The organism is Enterobacter wuhouensis (genome assembly GCF_035835995.1).
GTDB lineage: Bacteria > Pseudomonadota > Gammaproteobacteria > Enterobacterales > Enterobacteriaceae > Enterobacter > Enterobacter wuhouensis.
This window is the reverse complement of sequence record NZ_CP142124.1, coordinates 828,527-849,059: the sequence shown is the minus strand read 5'-3', so window position 1 is coordinate 849,059 and position 20,533 is coordinate 828,527. Positions and strand designations below refer to the sequence as shown.

Below are 20,533 nucleotides of genomic sequence, written 5' to 3'. Positions count from 1 at the left end.
TCATGGCGAAGACGTTATATGAAAAGTTGTTTGACGCGCACGTTGTCTACGAGGCGCCAAACGAAACCCCGCTGTTGTACATCGACCGCCATCTGGTGCATGAGGTGACCTCCCCGCAGGCATTCGACGGGCTGCGCGCGCACAGGCGCCCGGTACGTCAGCCGGGTAAAACCTTCGCGACGATGGATCACAACGTCTCGACCCAGACCAAAGACATCAATGCGTCCGGCGAGATGGCGCGCATTCAGATGCAGGAGCTGATTAAGAACTGCAACGAGTTCGGCGTTGAGCTGTACGACCTGAACCACCCTTATCAGGGCATCGTTCACGTGATGGGGCCAGAACAGGGGATTACCCTGCCGGGCATGACCATCGTGTGCGGTGACTCCCATACCGCGACCCACGGCGCGTTTGGCGCGCTGGCGTTCGGCATCGGCACGTCTGAAGTAGAGCACGTACTGGCGACGCAGACCCTCAAGCAGGGCCGCGCCAAAACCATGAAGATTGAAGTGAAGGGCAAAGCCGCGCCGGGCATCACGGCGAAAGATATCGTGCTGGCGATCATCGGCAAAACCGGCAGCGCCGGCGGCACCGGCCACGTTGTGGAGTTCTGCGGCGAAGCCATTCAGGCGCTGAGCATGGAGGGGCGTATGACCCTGTGCAACATGGCCATCGAAATGGGGGCAAAAGCCGGTCTGGTCGCCCCGGACGAAACTACCTTCAACTACGTGAAGGGCCGCCTGCACGCGCCAAAAGAGCAGAATTATGTCGATGCCGTTGAATACTGGAAGACCCTGAAAACCGATGACGGTGCAACTTTTGATACCGTTGTCACCCTGCAGGCAGAAGAGATTGCGCCGCAGGTGACCTGGGGAACCAACCCAGGCCAGGTGATTTCCGTCAACGACAGCATCCCCGATCCAACCTCTTTCGCCGATCCGGTTGAGCGTGCAAGCGCTGAAAAAGCGCTGGCCTACATGGGCCTGAAGCCTGGCGTTCCGTTGACGGATGTCGCCATCGATAAAGTCTTTATCGGTTCATGCACCAACTCGCGTATCGAAGATTTACGCGCGGCGGCAGAGATCGCCAAAGGCCGCAAAGTGGCGCCGGGCGTGCAGGCGCTGGTGGTGCCTGGCTCCGGCCCGGTGAAAGCCCAGGCAGAAGCCGAAGGTCTGGATAAGATCTTTATCGAAGCAGGCTTCGAATGGCGCTTGCCGGGCTGCTCCATGTGCCTGGCCATGAACAACGACCGCCTGAATCCGGGCGAGCGCTGCGCCTCCACCAGCAACCGTAACTTTGAAGGCCGCCAGGGCCGCGGTGGGCGTACCCATCTGGTCAGCCCGGCAATGGCCGCCGCCGCGGCAGTCACCGGCCATTTCGCCGATATCCGCAGCCTGAAATAAGGAGACAATCATGGCAGAGAAATTTACCCAACATACGGGCCGGGTTGTCCCACTCGACGCCGCTAACGTCGATACCGATGCGATCATCCCAAAGCAGTTTTTGCAGAAAGTAACGCGCACGGGATTTGGTGCGCACCTGTTTAATGACTGGCGTTTCCTGGACGATAAGGGCGAAGTACCCAACCCGGAATTCGTTCTGAACTTCCCGGAATACAAAGGCGCGTCGATTTTACTGGCGCGAGAAAACTTTGGCTGCGGCTCGTCGCGTGAACACGCTCCCTGGGCGCTGACCGACTACGGTTTTAAGGTGGTTATCGCGCCGAGCTTCGCGGATATCTTCTACGGCAACAGCTTCAACAACCAGCTGCTGCCGGTGACGCTGAGCGATGCGCAGGTCGATGAGCTGTTTGCGCTTGTACAGGCGAATCCGGGCATTTCGTTTGAGGTAGATCTGGAAGCGGAAGTGGTGAAAGCCGGTGATAAGACCTACAGCTTCAGCATTGATGCCTTCCGCCGCCACTGCATGCTGAACGGTCTGGACAGCATCGGCCTGACGCTCCAGCACGAAGACGCTATCTCAGCATACGAGAAAAAACAGCCTGCGTTTATGGGCTAAAGGCAATGGCCCGCAGGGTGCGGGCCATTGATTTGACTACGTTTTGGCATTCCAGCCTCCTTATTGCTTTTCGGCAATGAAGAGACTCACCTCGCAATGATCGTTGTGAAGTTTGTCTCCCCATCAGTTTTTTGATGTGGGACTCTCCACTGTTTGCCTCTTGCGAAAGCCTGAGGCAAACAGCCTCAAGCACCCGCCACGCACTCTATGCGCCTTCTTCGTTCCCGTCAGAAAGTCGTTTCATTTCGTGAAGCCGCCTTCCAGAATTAAACATCCTTAACCCGGCAGGTCAGCCCAAGCGTAACCACCGAAATCGCCGCAATCATCCAGTACACCGAGGCATGGCCATAGCTTTGCGACAGCGCGCCCTGAATCACGCCGGCAAGGATGACGCCCGTAGAAATGCTGTTGGTGAAAAGCGTGGTCGCGGAGCCCGCTCGCCCCGGCATTAAGTCCTGAAACCAGAGCATGCCTATCCCGGCAACGATCCCGATAAACACCGCGTTAAACAGCTGCAATGCCAGCAGCGCCTCCCGCGAATGGAATAGGATCAGCCCCGCGTAGAACAGCACCCCGGCAGCCACTGCAACGATCATCATCCGGCGTTTTCCAAAGCGCTTCACGTAATACCCGGCCAGGATCATCGCCGGAATTTCCAGCCCGGCGGCGGTGCCCATCAGGACCCCCGCGAGCTTGTCCGGTAAACCCAGATCGCTGCTGATCCACAGCGGCATATCGATGATGTACATGGTGTTGCAGGTCCACATCAGCGTGGAGGCGATAAACAGCATGCGGACGTTCTTATCCTGCCAGCCGCTCACCTGAGTGATGGGCTTATCCGTCGTCTGTTCAACGCGCGCCACCGACGGCAGCACAAAGGCAATGAGCGCCAGGCTGATGACAAAGATCCCCGCCGCAATGGAAAACATGGTCGTAAAGCCATAATTCAGCGCGAGCATAAAGGCCAGCGGCGGCCCGATGACCCACGCCAGCGAGAGCTGCGCGCGCATCACCGAGCTGAACATCACCACTTCCCGCGCCGAGCTATCGGCATATTCGCGAGCCAGCGCGAACAGCTGCGGCATGGCGGTATTCGCGAGAGAGGCCAGCAGCACGCCGCAGGTGATCAGCGTCAGGTAATGACGATTGAAGGCAAAGAGCAGCGCGTTGCCCACGGCCATGGCGCAGCAAAAGAGGATCAGCCTGCGGCGATCGCCCCGGGCGTCGGAGCGTTTTGCCAGCCACAGGCTGACCAGAATCCCGGCAATGGCGTTGACGGTATAAAACAACCCGACCCAAAACGGCTGCGCCCCCACCTCGCGGCTGAGGAACAGGCTCAGCGTCGGCGCCTGAAGCGCGCCCGCCACGCCCATCATAAAGGCGACCAGCATAAAAGCAGCATACACGCCGTTCAGGCGTCGCCCCATCGTCATCAACCACAGCATGCGCAAGTCCTTGTGAAAGCGAATCGAAATTGGGTGAATAATAAACGAAAAAAGCCAGCAAAAACATTTTGCTGGCGGGTGATTAGCACCAATACTCAGTCACACATGATCGAGGCGAGTTAGCGAGAAGAGGTCGGTTTCGTAACGTCCCACTGCATCAATTCTTCTAACGTTTTCAGCCGCTGCTCTGCACACTGGCGGGCCAGCCAGGACGTTCCCTTTGTCGCTGAAAAGTACTGCTGATAAAACTGACGTGCGGTAGACCTCTTCATAATTAACCTCCTCGCTTCATCGAGAAGAATTATTGGCCTAATATAGGGATTAATAAATTGCTGGTTTTTTGTGAGGAGTTCCCCTTTTATGCCTTCCGGTCGTCTGCAACAACAGTTTATCCGCCTCTGGCAGTGCTGTGAGGGGCAATCGCAAGAGACCACGCTGAACGAGCTGGCCGATCTGCTCAGCTGTTCGCGTCGCCACATGCGCACGCTGCTCAACACCATGCAGCAGCAGGGCTGGCTGAACTGGGAGGCTGAGGCGGGACGCGGCAAACGCTCGCGCCTGACCTTCCTTTATACCGGCCTGGCGCTGCAGCAGCAGCGTGCGGAAGATCTGCTGGAGCAGGATCGCATCGATCAGCTGGTACAGCTGGTGGGCGATAAGGCGGCCGTGCGCCAGATGCTGGTTTCCCATCTCGGACGCAGCTTTCGTCAGGGCCGACATATCCTGCGGGTACTCTACTATCGCCCAATGAAAAATTTGTTGCCCGGCACGGCCTTACGCCGCTCAGAAACCCACATGGCCCGGCAAATCTTCAGCGGCCTGACGCGCATAAATGAGGAAAACGGGGAACTGGAAGCGGATATCGCCCACCACTGGCAGCAGCTTTCCCCGCTTCACTGGCGCTTCTTCTTACGCCCCGGCATCCATTTTCACCACGGCCGCGAGCTGGAAATGCACGACGTCATCGCCTCTCTGGAACGCGTCCGCAAGCTCCCGCTCTACTCCCATATCTCCCGCGTCCACTCCCCCACGGCCTGGACGCTGGATATCGAGTTGTCGCAGCAGGATAAGTGGCTTCCCTGGCTGCTGGGCTATGTGCCGTCAATGATTCTGCCCGGCGAATGGGAATCGCTGAACAATTTTGCCAGCCAGCCGATTGGCACCGGCCCCTACGCCGTCTCCCGCAATAACAGCAACCAGCTGAAAATCCGCGCGTTCGACGACTACTTTGGCTATCGGGCGCTGATCGACGAAGTGAACGTGTGGGTATTACCGGATCTCAATGAAGACCTGAGTTGCGGGCTGACGCTGGAAGGCCCCACCACGGGAGAAAAAGCCGTGGAGAGTCGCCTGGAGGAGGGATGCTATTATCTCCTGTTTGACCGCCGCACCCACCGTGGGGCAAATCAGGCCGTCCGCAAGTGGATCAGCCACGTGTTATCCCCTTCCAATCTGATCTACCATGCGGAAGAGCAGTACCAGACATACTGGTTCCCGGCGTACGGCCTGCTCCCTCGCTGGCACCACGCCCGCCCGACGCGCAGTGATAAACCCGCCGGGCTGGAGTCCATCACCCTGACCTACTACCGCGAGCACGTGGAGCACCGCTTTATCGCCAGAATCATGGGCAAACTGTTAGCAGCCGAGGGCGTTAAGCTGGAGATCCATGAAGTCGACTACGATGAATGGCATCGCGGCGATATCACCAGCGATATCTGGCTGAACAGCGCCAACTTCACCCTGCCGCTCGATTTCTCACTCTTTTCCCATCTGTATGAAGTCCCCCTGATCCAGCACTGCATCGACCGGGACTGGCATGAGGACGCCGCCGAATGGCGTGCAGGCGAGATGAACCTTGCCACCTGGTGCCAGCAGCTGCTGGCCGAGCAGGCGATCGTGCCGCTGATCCACCACTGGCTGATGATTCAGGGCCAGCGCAGCATGCGCGGCCTGCGGATGAATACCCTGGGCTGGTTTGATTTCAAATCCGCCTGGTTTGCACCGCCGGAGCCATAACGCTTTCGTAATATTCACCAAATCATTACAATAGCGCCGTTCTCAACGGGGTGCTGCATCACTGATGTGCGCTGAGATAATACCCGTCGAACCTGATCCGGATAACGCCGGCGAAGGGATTTGAGGCTGTCTCTCAAAATCCTTTGCCACTCAACCTTGAGGTGCAAAGTGTTAAAAAATGTTCTCCCCCTGCTGGCGCTATTTGCGCTGCCTGCTTTTGCGAAGCCCGTCCTGACGGTCTACACCTACGACTCCTTCTCTGCCGACTGGGGGCCTGGCCCGGTAGTCAAAAAAGCCTTCGAAGCCGACTGTAACTGCGAGCTGAAGTTCGTGGCGCTGGAGGACGGCGTGTCGCTGCTCAACCGTCTTCGCATGGAAGGCAAAAACAGCAAGGCCGACGTGGTGCTCGGGCTGGATAACAACCTGCTGGAAGCCGCCACGCAAACCAGGCTGTTTGCCAAAAGCGGCGTTGCGGCAGATGCCGTTAACGTGCCGGGCGGCTGGAAGAACGACACCTTTGTGCCGTTCGACTACGGCTACTTTGCGTTTGTTTACGACAAAAACAAGCTGAAAAACCCGCCGAAGAGCCTGAAAGAGCTGGTGGAAAGTGACCAGAAATGGCGCGTGATTTACGAAGATCCGCGCACCAGCACGCCGGGCCTGGGCCTGCTGCTGTGGATGCAAAAGGTCTACGGGGATAAAGCCCCCGAAGCGTGGCAGAAGCTGGCCGCCAAAACCGTCACCGTGACCAAGGGCTGGAGCGAAGCCTACGGCCTGTTCCTGAAAGGCGAAAGCGACCTGGTGCTGAGCTACACCACCTCTCCGGCCTACCACATCATCGCCGAGAAGAAAGATAACTACGCGGCGGCGAATTTTGCTGAGGGTCACTACCTTCAGGTGGAAGTGGCAGCGCGTACCGCCGCCAGCAAGCAGCCGGAACTGGCCGAGAAGTTCCTGAAATTTATGGTTTCACCGGCGTTCCAGAACGCCATTCCGACGGGCAACTGGATGTATCCGGTCACTAACGTTGCCCTGCCCGCAGGTTTCGAGCAGTTGACCAAACCTACAGCCTCGCTGGAGTTTACGCCGCAACAGGTTGCCGCGCAGCGTGCCGCATGGGTAAGTGAATGGCAACGCGCCGTCAGCCGCTGATCCCCGGCTGGTTAATTCCCGGGCTTATGGCCGCCATCCTGATGGTGGCGGTCAGCCTGGGGGCTTTTCTCGCGCTGTGGCTCAACGCGCCGGAGAGCGATCTGCTCGCGCTCTGGCACGACAGCTATCTCTGGCACGTTATCCGGTTCTCCTTCTGGCAGGCTTTTCTCTCCGCGCTGCTGTCGACGATCCCGGCCATCTTCCTCGCGAGAGCGCTGTACCGCAGACGTTTTCCCGGCCGGCAGGCGCTGCTGCGCCTGTGCGCGATGACGCTGATCCTGCCGGTGCTGGTGGCGGTATTTGGCATCCTGAGCGTGTATGGCCGTCAGGGCTGGCTGGCCACACTCTTTGCATCTTTAGGCCTGGAGTGGACCTTCTCTCCCTACGGCCTGAAGGGCATTCTGCTGGCGCACGTCTTTTTCAATATGCCGATGGCGACGCGGCTCTTTTTGCAGGCGCTGGAGAATATTCCGGGCGAACAGCGTCAGGTTGCCGCCCAGCTCGGCATGCGCGGCTGGTCATTCTTCCGCTTTGTTGAATGGCCGTGGCTGCGCCGTCAGATCCCGCCCGTGGCGGCATTAATCTTCATGCTCTGCTTCGCCAGCTTTGCCACCGTGCTGTCACTCGGCGGCGGGCCGCAGGCCACCACCATCGAGCTGGCGATCTTTCAGGCGCTGAGTTACGACTACGATCCGGGCCGCGCCGCGCTGCTGGCGATGGTGCAGATGGCGTGCTGTCTTGTGCTGGTGCTCCTGAGCCAGCGCCTGAGCAAAGCCATTTCTCCCGGCAGTAACCAGATAGCGGGCTGGCGCGATCCGCAGGACAGCCTGCACAGCCGCATCACCGATTTTATCCTTATCGCGCTGGCGCTCCTGCTTCTGCTGCCGCCGCTTCTGGCCGTTGTCGTCGACGGTCTGAACCTCAATCTTGTTTCCGTATTGCAACAGCCCGTGCTCTGGCAGGCGACGTGGACCTCGGTACGCATCGCGCTGGCCGCCGGGCTGCTGTGCGTCATACTGACCATGATGCTGCTCTGGAGCAGCCGTGAACTCTACGCGCGTCAGGCTCGTAAGGCCGGGCAAATGCTGGAGCTGACGGGCATGCTGATCCTGGCGATGCCGGGCATCGTGCTGGCGACGGGCTTCTTTTTACTGTTCAACAGCACCATTGGCCTGCCGGAAAGCGCCGACGGCATCGTGATTTTTACCAACGCCCTGATGGCCATCCCTTACGCGCTCAAGGTGCTGGAAAACCCGATGCGCGACGTGAACAGCCGCTACGGTTTGCTCTGTCAGTCGCTGGGGATGCAGGGCTGGCAGCGGCTGAAGGTGGTGGAACTCCGCGCCCTTAAACGACCGCTGGCGCAGGCGCTGGCCTTCGCCTGCGTGCTGTCGATAGGGGATTTTGGCGTCGTGGCGCTGTTCGGCAATGAAGACTTCCGCACGCTGCCGTTCTGGCTTTATCAGCAAATTGGCTCCTACCGCAGCCAGGATGGAGCCGTCACGGCACTCTTACTGCTGCTGCTGTGCTTTGCGTTATTTACCGTTATCGAAAAACTACCGGGGCGTGATGTTAGAACTGACTGATGTAACCTGGCTCTACCAGCATCTGCCGATGCGCTTTACGCTCTCCGTGCGTCAGGGGGAGATGATTGCCGTGCTTGGCCCAAGCGGCGCGGGGAAAAGTACGCTGCTCAATTTGATCGCCGGTTTTTTGCAACCGGCAAGCGGAACGATCGTGATTGAGAACCGTGACCATACCCGCACCCCGCCGGCAAAGCGCCCTGTTTCAATGCTGTTTCAGGAAAACAACCTGTTTACCCACCTGACGGTACGGCAAAACATCGCGCTGGGAATGCATCCGGGACTCAGGCTGAACGACGCCCAGCGACACAAGCTGGAGCTGATTGCCGGGCAAATGGGGATCGCTGAGTTTATCGACAGGCTACCGGGCGAACTGTCCGGCGGCCAGCGTCAGCGCGTGGCGCTGGCGCGCTGTCTGGTGCGCGAGCAGCCCGTTCTGCTGCTGGATGAACCCTTCTCTGCGCTCGATCCCGCGCTGCGCCAGGAGATGCTGACCCTGGTGCAGGATGTCTGCCAGCGTCAGCAGCTCACAATGCTGATGGTGTCGCACAGCATTGAGGACGCAGCCCGCATCGCGCCGCGATCGGTGGTGATCGCGGAGGGGCGTATTTTGTGGGATGGTGAAACAGAAGAACTGCTGAGTGGTAAGGCGGGAGCGTCTTCGCTGTTGGGCATTCGTGCTGTCTGATGCCCTCACCCTGACCCTCTCCCACGGGGAGAGGGAAAAAGTCCTTAACGGCTGACCACTTTTAATAAAATCTCGCCGTATACCGGCATCAGCGGGTGACGAATCAGCGCGACCAGGGCTACCACGGCCACACCCAGCGTCAGCGGGGCCAGCCAGAGCAGGCGCGTGCGCGGGAGATAGCGCGTCAGGCGGTCGACGCTGGCTTTTGCGCTGCGCCACAGGCGCCAGCAGAGCCAGACCGCCAGCCACAGCAGCACCGCCGTTCCCAGAAGCAGCCATTTAAACTCGCCGCTTTGCATTCCGTCAGGAATATCGATGGCCGCACCGGCCAGAATACCCGGCAGGAAGTAGAACGGCGGCCAGAAGACGCAGCCGATAATGTTCGGCACCACGAACTTCGCAACGGGCAGATCCAGCATCCCGGCCACCATTGGCACCAGCGGACGCGTTGGCCCGACAAAGCGGCCGACAAGAATGGTAAACATGCTGTGCTGATGCAGCGCGTGCTCGGTTTTATCCAGCAAGGCTTTGTTCTTTTTCATAAACGACCAGCGGTGCAGCGGCTTCTTAAAGCGCCAGCCCAGCCAGAAGGAGATCCAGTCGCCCAGCAGGCAGCCGACAATACCGGCCAGCCACGCCTGCCAGAAATTAACTTCACCGCTGCCAATCAGCGCGCCAAGCCCCGCCATCATCACGGTGCCGGGCAGGATCAGCCCAACCAGCGCCAGCGATTCCAGAAACGCCACCAGCGCCACGGCGATGAGCGAGTACATAACGGACTGGGTGATAAAATGTTCCAGCAATGCCTGCATAACTATTCCGGTCAGAAAACGAATCAGCGATTCTGCTTAGCGCCCTGCACCGCGTCAAGGCATCAATTGTCTGAATAGTTTACAGGATGCTCCTGAAGTTCACCTGAATGTTTACCGTTTATTCACATCCCGCGCGGAATTCGCTGGGGCTGGCGCCGGTGCATTTTTTAAAGACGCGAGAGAAATAGAGCTGATCCTCAAAGCCCACGTTACGGCCCACGGTGGCAATGGGCATCCGGGTGGTGCTGAGCAGCAGCTTCGCCTGGCTAATGCGCTGATCCTCGCGCCAGCTCAGCACGCTCACCCCAAGCTGCTGGCGGAACAGGTGCGATAGCCGGGACGGTGAAAGGCAGACGTGCTGCGCGACGCTGGCAATATCAAACTGGCTGTCAGACAGGTGATCGCTGATGTACTGGCAGGCATCGCGCACGCGGTTATCCAGAGGCGGGTTAAGCGATTCGTTAATCGCCTCCATGCGGCGCAGCAGCACCTGCTCAAGCAGGTTAATCGCCAGCAGTTCGGCGTAGCGCCCGCCAGCCTGCCCGGCCTCGATAATCTGGGCAAACAGCTCGCGAAACTGCGACAGATGCGCCTCATCCGGACGGTAAAAACCGGTATGGGCAAAGATCGCTGGCCACGACAGCCACTCCTGCCAGTAGGCGCGCGGGCGGAAGTAGACCCACTGGTGATACCACTCTTTGGCATCAGGGTGGCGCCCGTAGTGGTGGATCTCTCCCGGCGGGAACAGCAGCATATCGCCGGGGCGGCAAACAAACTGCTGGTCACCGTTTTTGATGATCCCTTCTCCGCGCACGGTGAGATTCAAAATAAAACCCTTCATCCCCAGCGGACGATCGACGTAAAAATCGAGGTATCCCTCAGCCTCGATAGGGGTCAGACCCGCCACCAGATGGGCGTTAAACGAATAGCCCGGCAGGAGGGGATCGTTTTGCGTTTCGGCCATAGATTCAGTTCTCCCGGCGCTCCCGAAGGAAACCATTTGTCCATATCGTTAAAAGCAGTATAAAAATGGCCTGCGAAACGCACCAAAAAGCCTCGCGCCTCTTTTACGTCCGCCATGTTTCAGCCTTCGCCCCTGATTTCTCCGCCATCGCTGGCAGATAAGCAGTAACAAAAGTGTCTATAAGTGCGGCAGAAATGTCCACATTGAATATTTGCACGGCGTCACACTTTCAATCGTAACAGCAATTTAATCCATAAGATTAGCGGATCCTGCCTGACGATTTTCGCCCCCAGTCTCTAATGTTCTCCCATACCTGTTTTTTGATGGAGCAACACCATGGCAATTGCGATTGGCCTCGATTTTGGCAGCGACTCGGTTCGCGCGCTGGCAGTGGACTGTACGACCGGCCTGGAGATAGCAACCAGCGTTGAGTGGTATCCGCGCTGGCAAGAGGGGCGCTATTGCGATGCGCCAAACAACCAGTTCCGCCACCACCCGCGTGACTACATTGAATCAATGGAAGCGGCAATCAAAACCGTGCTGGCAGACCTCAGCGGCGAACAGCGCGCAGAGATTGTCGGCATTGGCGTCGACAGCACCGGCTCAACGCCAGCCCCGGTCGATGCAGAAGGCCGCGTGCTGGCGCTGCGCCCGGAGTTCGCCGACAACCCGAACGCCATGTTCGTGCTGTGGAAAGACCATACCGCCGTGGAAGAGGCTGAAGCCATCACCCGCCTGTGCCATCAGCCGGGCAAAACCGACTATTCGCGCTACATCGGCGGCATATACTCCAGCGAGTGGTTCTGGGCGAAAATTCTGCACGTCACCCGCGCGGACGCTTCGGTCGCGCAGGCTGCGGCATCGTGGATTGAGCTGTGCGACTGGGTGCCAGCCCTGCTCTCCGGCACCACGCGCCCGCAGGACATCCGCCGCGGCCGCTGCAGCGCCGGGCATAAATCGTTATGGCATGAAAGCTGGGGCGGCCTGCCTCCAGCCGCGTTCTTCGATGAGCTCGACCCGATTATCAACAAGAGCCTGAAATACCCGCTGTTTACCGACACCTTCACCGCCGATATTCCGGTCGGCACCCTCTGCGAAGAGTGGGCAAAACGCCTGGGGCTTCCGCAGAACGTGGCCATCTCCGGCGGGGCATTCGACTGCCATATGGGCGCCGTGGGCGCGGGCGCTCAGCCCAATACCCTGGTGAAAGTTATCGGCACGTCTACCTGCGACATCCTGACGGCGGATAAAGCTACCGTCGGCGACCGCGCGGTAAAAGGCATCTGCGGCCAGGTGGACGGCAGCGTGGTGCCGGACTTTATCGGCCTTGAAGCCGGTCAGTCCGCGTTTGGCGATATCTACGCCTGGTTTGGCCGCGTGCTGGGCTGGCCGCTGGATCGGCTGGCGGCAGCGCACCCTGAACTGAAAGCCCAGATTGCCGAGAGCAAAAAGCAGCTTCTGCCGCAGCTCACCGAAGCCTGGGCGAAAAATCCGTCTCTCGATCACCTCCCGGTGGTGCTGGACTGGTTTAACGGCCGCCGCACGCCGTTCGCCAATCAGCGCCTGAAAGGGGTGATCGCGGATCTCAACCTGGCAACCGACGCCCCTGCGCTGTTCGGCGGCCTGATTGCCGCTACCGCCTTCGGCGCGCGCGCCATTATGGAGTGCTTCACCGAGCAGGGCATCGACGTGAACAACGTGATGGCGCTGGGCGGCATCGCCCGTAAAAACCCGGTGATCATGCAGGCCTGCTGCGACGTGCTGAACCGTCCGCTGCAGATTGTGGCCTCCGATCAGTGCTGCGCGCTGGGCGCGGCGATTTTCGCCGCCGTGGCCGCAGGCGTTCACGCCGACATCCCGACCGCGCAGCAGCATATGGCGAGCGCCGTCGAAAATACCCTTCAGCCGCGCGCCCAGCAGGCGCAACGCTTCGAACAGCTTTATCAGCGCTACCAGCAATGGGCAAAAAGCGCCGAGCTTCACTATCTCCCTGTCGCCGCCCCGGCCAAAAGCACCGCGGACACTACGGCAACCCTGACACATTAAGGACACGATGATGACCATTTTTAATAACTATGAAGTGTGGTTTGTGATTGGCAGCCAGCATCTGTACGGGCCGGAAGCGCTGCAGCAGGTGACGAAACACGCGGAGCACGTGGTTAACGCGCTGAACGCGGAAGCTAAACTGCCGTGCAGGCTGGTGCTAAAACCGCTGGGCACCACGCCGGACGAAATTACCCACATCTGCCGCGACGCCAACTACGACGATAAATGCGCCGGTCTGGTGGTGTGGCTGCACACCTTCTCGCCAGCAAAAATGTGGATCAACGGCCTGTCTATCCTCAACAAACCGCTGCTGCAGTTCCATACCCAGTTCAACGCCTCCCTGCCGTGGGAGAGCATCGACATGGACTTTATGAACCTGAACCAGACCGCGCACGGCGGCCGCGAGTTCGGCTTCATCGGCGCGCGTATGCGTCAGCAGCACGCGGTGGTCACCGGCCACTGGCAGGACGGCAAGGCGCAACAACGTATCGGCTCCTGGATGCGTCAGGCCGTCTCTAAGCAGGATACCCGCCACCTGAAAGTGGTGCGTTTCGGCGACAACATGCGTGAAGTGGCGGTCACCGACGGCGATAAAGTCGCCGCGCAGATCAAGTTCGGCTTCTCCGTAAATACCTGGGCCGTGGGCGACCTGGTGCAGGTGGTGAATGAAATCAGCGATGGCGACGTGAGCGCGCTGGTGGACGAGTACGAAAGCAGCTACCGCCTGACTCCTGCGGCACAAATCAACGGCGACAAGCGACAGAACGTGCTGGACGCGGCGCGCATCGAGCTGGGCATGAAGCGCTTCCTCGAACAGGGCGGCTTCCACGCCTTTACTACCACCTTTGAAGACCTCCACGGCCTGAAACAGCTGCCGGGCCTGGCGGTACAACGTCTGATGCAGCAGGGCTACGGCTTTGCGGGCGAGGGCGACTGGAAAACTGCCGCTCTGCTTCGCATCATGAAGGTGATGTCGACCGGTCTGCAGGGCGGCACCTCCTTTATGGAGGACTACACCTACCACTTCGAAAACGGCAACGACCTGGTGCTCGGCTCCCACATGCTGGAAGTGTGCCCGACGATCGCCGTGGAAGAGAAACCGATCCTCGACGTGCAGTATCTCGGCATCGGCGGCAAAGCCGATCCGGCACGCCTGATCTTCAACACCCGTACGGGCCCGGCCATCAACGCCAGCCTGATCGACCTCGGCGATCGTTTCCGCCTGCTGGTGAACTGCGTCGATGCGGTTGAAACGCCGCATTCCCTGCCGAAACTGCCGGTCGCCAACGCCCTGTGGAAAGCGCAGCCAGACCTGCCAACCGCGTCCGAAGCCTGGATTGTGGCCGGTGGCGCGCACCACACGGTATTCAGCCACGCGCTGGATCTGAACGATATGCGTCAGTTCGCCGAGCTGCACGATATCGAGCTGACCGTCATTGATAACGAGACCCGCCTGCCTGCGTTCAAAGACGCGCTGCGCTGGAACGAAGTCTATTACGGTTCAAAACGCTAAGCCCTGAATGCCCGGTGGCACTGCGTTTACCGGGCCTACGATCCTGTAGGCCGGATAAGCGAAGCGCCATCCGGCAGGAGACAACTATGTTAGACGATCTCAAACGTCAGGTGCTCGAAGCTAACCTGGCGCTGCCGAAACATAATCTGGTGACCCTGACCTGGGGCAACGTCAGCGCCGTTGACCGGGAAAAAGGCGTGTTCGTGATTAAGCCTTCCGGCGTGGATTACACGGTGATGACCGCAGACGATATGGTCGTTGTCAGCCTCGAGACCGGCGAAGTGGTCGAAGGTAAGAAAAAACCGTCCTCCGATACGCCGACTCACCGCTTGCTCTACCGGTCATTCCCGACCATCGGCGGGATTGTGCATACCCATTCGCGCCACGCGACCATCTGGGCACAGGCGGGCCAGTCCATACCGGCGACCGGCACCACCCACGCGGACTACTTCTACGGCACCATTCCCTGCACGCGCCTGATGACCGATGCGGAGATTAACGGTGAGTACGAGTGGGAAACGGGTAACGTGATTGTTGAAACCTTCGAAAAACAGGGTATCGACGCGGCGCAAATGCCCGGCGTGCTGGTGCACTCCCACGGCCCGTTCGCCTGGGGGAAAAACGCGGAAGACGCGGTGCATAACGCGATTGTGCTCGAAGAGGTCGCCTATATGGGGATCTTCTGCCGACAGCTGGCACCGCAGCTGCCGGACATGCAGCAGACCCTGCTCGATAAGCATTACCTGCGCAAGCACGGCGCGAAGGCGTATTACGGGCAGTAGCCTGTAGGCCGGATAAGCGCAGCGTCATCCGGCAAAACAGGCACTGTATAAAACCCCAGCAAACACCCCTTAACCAGGCTATAATCAGGCCTGGTTTTGTTTTCTGGGATAACGGCGTGGCGCAGGCGCAAGAAGGCTTTTTACTGACCCGACACTGGCGGGATACCCCTCAGGGCACCGAGGTCGCGTTCTGGCTGGCGACGAACAACGGCCCGCTGCACGTTACGCTGCCGCCGCAGGAATCCGTGGCCTTTATTCCTGAAGCCCACGTCGAGAAGGTGAAACAGCTGCTGCGCGGCGAAAACGGCTGGCGTCTCACCCCGCTTGAACTGAAAGATTTCCACCGCCAGCCGGTTTACGGCCTCTACTGCCGCGCCCATCGTCAATTAATGCGCTACGAAAAGCTGCTCCGCGAAGCGGGCGTGACGCTTTACGAAGCGGATATCCGCCCACCGGAACGCTTTCTGATGGAGCGGTTCATTACCGCCCCCGTCTGGGTTGACGGCACCGCGCATAGCGGCAGCCTGGTGAACGCACGCCTGAAGCCTAACCCTCACTATCGCCCGCCGCTGAAGTGGGTCTCTCTGGATATTGAAACCACCCGCCACGGCGAGCTTTACTGCATTGGGCTTGAAGGCTGCGGGCAGCGGGTTGTCTATATGCTCGGGCCGCCGAATGGCGATGCGTCCGCGCTGGATTTCCGGCTTGAGTATGTCAACAGCCGTCCGCAGCTGCTGGAGAAGCTTAACCAGTGGTTTGCCGAGCACGATCCCGATGTGCTGATCGGCTGGAACGTGGTGCAGTTCGACCTGCGCGTGCTGCAAAAGCACGCCGAGCGCTACCGTATCCCGCTGATGCTGGGGCGCGGAAATACCGAGCTGGAGTGGCGCGAGCACGGTTTTAAGAACGGCGTTTTCTTTGCGCAGGCCAACGGACGCCTGATTATCGACGGCATCGAGGCGCTAAAGTCCGCCTTCTGGAACTTTTCCTCGTTCTCGCTCGAAGCCGTGTCTCAGGAGCTGCTCGGCGAGGGCAAATCCATCGACAACCCGTGGGACAGAATGGATGAGATCGACCGTCGCTTTAACGAAGACAAACCGGCGCTGGCAACCTATAACCTGAAAGACTGCGAGCTGGTCACGCGGATATTCCACAAAACCGAGATCATGCCGTTCCTGCTGGAGCGCGCGACGGTGAATGGCCTGGCGGCCGACAGGCACGGTGGTTCGGTTGCCGCCTTCGGCCATCTGTATATTCCCCGGATGCACCGCGCAGGCTACGTCGCCCCCAACCTCGGCGACGTGCCGCCGCAGGCCAGCCCCGGCGGATATGTCATGGACTCCCGCCCGGGGCTTTACGACTCGGTGCTGGTGCTGGACTATAAAAGCCTGTATCCGTCGATTATCCGCACCTTTTTGATTGACCCCGTCGGGCTGATTGAGGGCATGGCGCAGCCGGATGACGAACGCAGTACCGAGGGCTTCCTCGGGGCGCGCTTCTCGCGCGAGAAACACTGCCTGCCGGAGATTGTGGGCAACATCTGGCACGGCCGCGAAGAGGCGAAACGCCAGGGAAACAAGCCGCTTTCACAGGCGCTGAAGATCATCATGAATGCCTTCTACGGCGTGCTGGGCACCAGCGCCTGCCGCTTCTTCGATCCGCGTCTGGCGTCATCCATTACCATGCGCGGGCACGAGATTATGCGCCAGACGAAAGCGCTAATTGAATCCCGGGGCTATGACGTCATCTACGGCGACACGGACTCCACCTTCGTGTGGCTGAAAGGCGCGCATTCAGAAGAGGACGCAGCGAAGATCGGCAAAGCGCTGGTGGCGTTTGTGAACGACTGGTGGCGTGAGAATTTGCAAAAAGAGCGGTTAACAAGCGCGCTGGAGCTGGAGTTTGAAACGCATTTCGCCCGCTTTTTAATGCCTACCATTCGCGGGACCGATCAGGGCAGCAAGAAGCGCTACGCCGGGCTGATCCAGGAAGGCGACAAGCAGCGGATGGTCTTTAAAGGGCTGGAGACGGTACGCACAGACTGGACGCCGCTGGCGCAGCAGTTCCAGCAGACGCTCTACCTGCGGGTGTTCCGCAATGAGCCGTATCAGGACTACATCCGCGAAACCATCGCCAGCCTGATGGCGGGCGAACTTGACGCGCAGCTGGTGTATCGCAAGCGCCTGCGCCGCCCTTTGGCAGAGTACCAGCGCAACGTGCCCCCTCATGTGCGCGCCGCGCGTCTGGCGGACGAAGAGAACGTACGGCGGGGGCGCGCCCAGCAGTATCAAAACCGGGGTTCCATCAAGTATGTCTGGACCACCAGCGGCCCGGAACCGGTTGATTACCAGCAGTCGCCGCTTGATTACGATCACTATCTGACGCGTCAGCTTCAGCCGGTTGCGGAGGGAATTTTACCCTTCATCGACGATGATTTTGCTACACTAGTGACAGGACAGCTTGGCCTATTTTGACGCGTGACGAAATGGCTGCCATCCAGTACCATAGCGCCCTTTCCATTCCCGGACCCATTTTTCGATGACCGTCTTTTTTGACGGGGGTCGAACTATTGCCTGCAATTAAAGATTAGAGCCGAACAACTATGCCTTTTACACTTGGTCAACGCTGGATCAGCGATACAGAAAGCGAACTTGGATTAGGAACCGTCGTAGCAATCGATACGCGTATGGTTACCCTCCTCTTCCCTGCCACCGGTGAAAACCGTCTGTACGCTCGCAATGACTCCCCTGTTACCCGCGTGATGTTCAATCCGGGCGACACCGTGACCAGCCATGACGGCTGGCAGCTCAAGATTGAAGACGTAAAAGAAGAGAATGGACTGCTCGCCTACATCGGGACTCGCCTGGACACTGACGAGGCCAACGTTATCCTGCGCGAAGTGCTGCTCGACAGCAAGCTGGTCTTCAGCAAGCCGCAGGATCGCCTGTTTGCCGGGCAAATCGACCGTATGGATCGTTTCTCCCTGCGCTACCGCGCGCGCAAGTTCCAGAGTGAACAGTACCGTATGCCGTGGAGCGGCCTGCGCGGCCAGCGCACCAGCCTGATCCCCCACCAGCTGAACATCGCCCATGACGTGGGCCGTCGCCATGCGCCGCGCGTCCTGCTGGCTGACGAAGTGGGTCTGGGTAAAACCATCGAAGCGGGCATGATCCTGCATCAACAGCTGCTTTCCGGCGCCGCCGAGCGCGTGCTGATTGTTGTTCCAGAAACGCTGCAGCACCAGTGGCTGGTTGAGATGCTGCGCCGCTTTAACCTGCGTTTTGCCCTCTTTGACGACGAACGCTATGCGGAAGCGCAGCACGACGCGGACAACCCGTTTGAAACCGAACAGCTGGTGATCTGCTCGCTGGACTTCGTGCGCCGCAGCAAGCAGCGCCTGGAGCACCTGTGCGACGCCGAATGGGACATTATGGTGGTCGACGAAGCGCACCACCTGGTCTGGAGCGAAGACGCGCCAAGCCGTGAATATATGGCTATCGAACAGCTTGCCGAGCGCGTGCCCGGCGTCCTGCTGCTGACCGCAACGCCTGAACAGCTGGGTCTGGAAAGCCACTTTGCCCGTCTGCGCCTGCTCGATCCAAACCGTTTCCACGACTTTGCGCAGTTCGTTGAAGAACAGAATAACTACCGTCCGGTCGCGGATGCCGTTGCGCTGCTGCTGGCGGGCAACCGCCTCTCTAACGACGAGCTGAACACCCTGAGCGATCTGATTGGTGAGCAGGATATCGAACCTCTGCTGCATGCCGCCAACAGCGACAGCGACGACGCAGGATCCGCGCGTAAAGAGCTTATCGACATGCTGATGGATCGCCACGGCACCAGCCGCGTGCTGTTCCGAAACACCCGTAACGGCGTCAAAGGCTTCCCGAAACGCGAGCTGCACACCATCAGGCTGCCGCTGCCGACCCAGTATCAGACGGCAATCAAGGTTTCCGGCATTATGGGCGCGCGTAAAACGGCAGAAGAGCGCGCGCGTGACATGCTCTACCCGGAACAGATTTATCAGGAATTCGAAGGCGATACCGGCACCTGGTGGAACTTCGATCCGCGCGTTGAGTGGCTGATGGGCTATCTGACCGCACACCGTTCGCAAAAAGTGCTGGTGATCTGCGCCAAAGCCGCCACCGCGCTGCAGCTGGAGCAGGTTCTGCGCGAGCGGGAAGGCATTCGCGCCGCCGTGTTCCACGAAGGCATGTCGATCATCGAGCGCGACCGTGCGGCCGCCTGGTTTGGTGAAGAAGACAGCGGCGCGCAGGTGCTGCTGTGCTCTGAAATCGGCTCTGAAGGCCGCAACTTCCAGTTTGCCAGCAACCTGGTGATGTTCGATCTGCCGTTTAACCCGGACCTGCTGGAGCAGCGTATCGGCCGTCTGGACCGTATCGGTCAGGCGCATGATATTCAGATCCACGTTCCGTATCTGGAAAAAACCGCCCAGTCCGTACTGGTGCGCTGGTTCCACGAGGGTCTGGACGCGTTTGAGCACACCTGCCCGACCGGGCGCGCCATTTACGATCGGGTTCATAGCGACCTGATCGGCTACCTGGCTGCGCCGGAAAATACTGACGGCTTTGACGACCTGATCAAATCCTGCCGCGAGCAGCACGACGCGCTGAAGGCTCAGCTGGAACAGGGCCGCGACCGCCTGCTGGAGATCCACTCCAACGGCGGTGAAAAAGCGCAGGCGCTGGCCGAGAGCATTGAAGAACAAGATGATGACACCAGCCTGATCGGCTTCTCCATGAACCTGTTCGACATCGTTGGGATCAACCAGGACGATCGCGGCGAAAATCTGATCGTCCTCACGCCGTCCGATCATATGCTGGTTCCGGATTTCCCGGGCCTGCCGGAGGACGGTTGCACCATCACCTTTGAACGTGATGTGGCGCTGTCCCGCGAAGACGCCCAGTTCATCACCTGGGAACACCCGCTGATCCGCAACGGTCTGGATCTGATCCTCTCCGGCGATACCGGCAGCAGCACCATTTCTCTGCTGAAGAACAAGGCGCTTCCGGTCGGTACGCTGCTGGTTGAACTGATCTACGTTGTGGAGGCGCAGGCGCCGAAGCAGCTTCAGCTCACCCGCTTCCTGCCGCCAACGCCGGTGCGTCTGCTGCTGGACAAAAACGGCACGAACCTGGCAGGACAGGTGGAGTTCGAAAGCTTCAACCGTCAGCTGAGCGCGGTTAACCGCCATACCGGCAGCAAGCTGGTCAACGCCGTTCAGCAGGACGTGCACGCGATTCTGCAGCTGGGCGAAACGCAGGTTGAAAAAGCGGCCCGCGCGCTGATTGACGCGGCGCGTACCGAAGCCGACGACAAACTTTCAGCCGAGCTGTCCCGTCTGGAAGCGTTAAAAGCGGTGAACCCGAACATCCGTGACGACGAGCTGGCTGCGATTGAGAGCAATCGTCAGCAGGTGATGGAAAGCCTGGATCAGGCGAGCTGGCGTCTGGACGCCCTGCGTCTTATCGTTGTGACGCATCAGTAAACGG

15 protein-coding genes and 1 riboswitch are annotated in these 20,533 nt (G+C 59.5%); of the genes, 11 read left to right on the top strand and 4 right to left on the bottom strand.

What is annotated here, in order from left to right; genetic code table 11:
* Positions 1-2 precede the first annotated feature (2 nt).
* On the top strand, positions 3-1,403 hold the full coding sequence (gene leuC, locus VPX56_RS04120) for a 3-isopropylmalate dehydratase large subunit (RefSeq protein WP_131633960.1): 1,401 nt from the start codon (positions 3-5) through the stop codon (positions 1,401-1,403).
* A gap of 10 nt (positions 1,404-1,413) precedes the next feature.
* Positions 1,414-2,019 carry a 3-isopropylmalate dehydratase small subunit gene (leuD, locus tag VPX56_RS04115; RefSeq protein WP_131633961.1) on the top strand — a complete coding sequence of 202 codons (606 nt, stop codon included), beginning with the start codon at positions 1,414-1,416 and terminating at the stop codon, positions 2,017-2,019.
* Between the two features lie 266 nt (positions 2,020-2,285).
* Here the strand turns inward: leuD and VPX56_RS04110 are convergent, their stop codons facing one another.
* Positions 2,286-3,464 carry a sugar efflux transporter gene (locus tag VPX56_RS04110; protein ID WP_326470051.1) on the bottom strand — a complete coding sequence of 393 codons (1,179 nt, stop codon included), beginning with the start codon at positions 3,462-3,464 and terminating at the stop codon, positions 2,286-2,288.
* Positions 3,465-3,583: 119 nt separating this feature from the next.
* Complete coding sequence (sgrT, locus tag VPX56_RS04105; protein ID WP_131633964.1) at positions 3,584-3,736, bottom strand: glucose uptake inhibitor SgrT; 153 nt, start codon at positions 3,734-3,736, stop codon at positions 3,584-3,586.
* Between the two features lie 88 nt (positions 3,737-3,824).
* On the opposite strand from sgrT, the gene sgrR reads away from it, so the two are divergent.
* The 4 genes from sgrR (at position 3,825) to thiQ (ending at position 8,903) form a co-directional block, all read left to right on the top strand.
* Positions 3,825-5,480 carry an HTH-type transcriptional regulator SgrR gene (gene sgrR, locus VPX56_RS04100; RefSeq protein WP_326470048.1) on the top strand — a complete coding sequence of 552 codons (1,656 nt, stop codon included), beginning with the start codon at positions 3,825-3,827 and terminating at the stop codon, positions 5,478-5,480.
* 36 nt (positions 5,481-5,516) lie between these two features.
* Positions 5,517-5,617: riboswitch (TPP riboswitch) on the top strand.
* A 31-nt stretch (positions 5,618-5,648) separates the two neighbouring features.
* Entirely contained in the window at positions 5,649-6,632 is a 984-nt protein-coding gene (gene thiB / locus VPX56_RS04095; protein WP_326470046.1) for a thiamine ABC transporter substrate binding subunit, read from the top strand.
* On the top strand, positions 6,608-8,218 hold the full coding sequence (gene thiP / locus VPX56_RS04090; protein ID WP_326470044.1) for a thiamine/thiamine pyrophosphate ABC transporter permease ThiP: 1,611 nt from the start codon (positions 6,608-6,610) through the stop codon (positions 8,216-8,218). Before thiB ends, thiP begins: the two co-directional genes overlap by 25 nt.
* Positions 8,202-8,903, top strand: coding sequence for a thiamine ABC transporter ATP-binding protein ThiQ (gene thiQ / locus VPX56_RS04085; protein WP_326470042.1), 702 nt, complete (start codon positions 8,202-8,204; stop codon positions 8,901-8,903). Before thiP ends, thiQ begins: the two co-directional genes overlap by 17 nt.
* A gap of 44 nt (positions 8,904-8,947) precedes the next feature.
* Here thiQ and VPX56_RS04080 read toward each other — a convergent pair whose 3' ends face one another.
* Together VPX56_RS04080 and araC are read right to left on the bottom strand one after the other, a co-directional pair.
* Complete coding sequence (locus VPX56_RS04080) at positions 8,948-9,715, bottom strand: DedA family protein (protein ID WP_326470040.1); 768 nt, start codon at positions 9,713-9,715, stop codon at positions 8,948-8,950.
* A gap of 118 nt (positions 9,716-9,833) precedes the next feature.
* Positions 9,834-10,679 (bottom strand): arabinose operon transcriptional regulator AraC, encoded by an 846-nt coding sequence (gene araC, locus VPX56_RS04075; RefSeq protein ID WP_131633969.1) that lies wholly within the window; start codon positions 10,677-10,679, stop codon positions 9,834-9,836.
* A 336-nt stretch (positions 10,680-11,015) separates the two neighbouring features.
* On the opposite strand from araC, the gene araB reads away from it, so the two are divergent.
* The 5 genes from araB to rapA all read left to right on the top strand — a co-directional run bounded on the left by araB (position 11,016) and on the right by rapA (position 20,529).
* A complete protein-coding gene (gene araB, locus VPX56_RS04070) occupies positions 11,016-12,725 on the top strand; it encodes a ribulokinase (protein ID WP_326470034.1) in 1,710 nt (569 codons plus the stop codon).
* 10 nt (positions 12,726-12,735) lie between these two features.
* Positions 12,736-14,238, top strand: a complete 1,503-nt coding sequence (araA, locus tag VPX56_RS04065) for an L-arabinose isomerase (protein ID WP_326471955.1) — start codon at positions 12,736-12,738, stop codon at positions 14,236-14,238.
* Between the two features lie 86 nt (positions 14,239-14,324).
* Positions 14,325-15,020, top strand: coding sequence for an L-ribulose-5-phosphate 4-epimerase (gene araD, locus VPX56_RS04060; protein WP_039260840.1), 696 nt, complete (start codon positions 14,325-14,327; stop codon positions 15,018-15,020).
* 116 nt (positions 15,021-15,136) lie between these two features.
* Positions 15,137-17,494 carry a DNA polymerase II gene (gene polB, locus VPX56_RS04055; protein WP_326470031.1) on the top strand — a complete coding sequence of 786 codons (2,358 nt, stop codon included), beginning with the start codon at positions 15,137-15,139 and terminating at the stop codon, positions 17,492-17,494.
* Positions 17,495-17,622: 128 nt separating this feature from the next.
* Positions 17,623-20,529: an RNA polymerase-associated protein RapA gene (rapA, locus tag VPX56_RS04050; RefSeq protein WP_263610011.1), complete on the top strand. Its 2,907-nt coding sequence runs from the start codon at positions 17,623-17,625 to the stop codon at positions 20,527-20,529.
* Positions 20,530-20,533: the final 4 nt, after the last annotated feature.

What these genes read in the sequence shown, in the direction of transcription:
- leuC (WP_131633960.1), top strand. Translation starts at nt 3, where the DNA reads ATGGCGAAGACGTTATATGAAAAGTTGTTTGACGCGCACGTTGTCTAC.
- leuD (WP_131633961.1), top strand. Translation starts at nt 1,414, where the DNA reads ATGGCAGAGAAATTTACCCAACATACGGGCCGGGTTGTCCCACTCGAC.
- VPX56_RS04110 (WP_326470051.1), bottom strand. Translation starts at nt 3,464, where the DNA reads ATGCTGTGGTTGATGACGATGGGGCGACGCCTGAACGGCGTGTATGCT.
- sgrT (WP_131633964.1), bottom strand. Translation starts at nt 3,736, where the DNA reads ATGAAGAGGTCTACCGCACGTCAGTTTTATCAGCAGTACTTTTCAGCG.
- sgrR (WP_326470048.1), top strand. Translation starts at nt 3,825, where the DNA reads ATGCCTTCCGGTCGTCTGCAACAACAGTTTATCCGCCTCTGGCAGTGC.
- thiP (WP_326470044.1), top strand. Translation starts at nt 6,608, where the DNA reads ATGGCAACGCGCCGTCAGCCGCTGATCCCCGGCTGGTTAATTCCCGGG.
- thiQ (WP_326470042.1), top strand. Translation starts at nt 8,202, where the DNA reads ATGTTAGAACTGACTGATGTAACCTGGCTCTACCAGCATCTGCCGATG.
- VPX56_RS04080 (WP_326470040.1), bottom strand. Translation starts at nt 9,715, where the DNA reads ATGCAGGCATTGCTGGAACATTTTATCACCCAGTCCGTTATGTACTCG.
- araC (WP_131633969.1), bottom strand. Translation starts at nt 10,679, where the DNA reads ATGGCCGAAACGCAAAACGATCCCCTCCTGCCGGGCTATTCGTTTAAC.
- araB (WP_326470034.1), top strand. Translation starts at nt 11,016, where the DNA reads ATGGCAATTGCGATTGGCCTCGATTTTGGCAGCGACTCGGTTCGCGCG.
- araA (WP_326471955.1), top strand. Translation starts at nt 12,736, where the DNA reads ATGACCATTTTTAATAACTATGAAGTGTGGTTTGTGATTGGCAGCCAG.
- araD (WP_039260840.1), top strand. Translation starts at nt 14,325, where the DNA reads ATGTTAGACGATCTCAAACGTCAGGTGCTCGAAGCTAACCTGGCGCTG.
- rapA (WP_263610011.1), top strand. Translation starts at nt 17,623, where the DNA reads ATGCCTTTTACACTTGGTCAACGCTGGATCAGCGATACAGAAAGCGAA.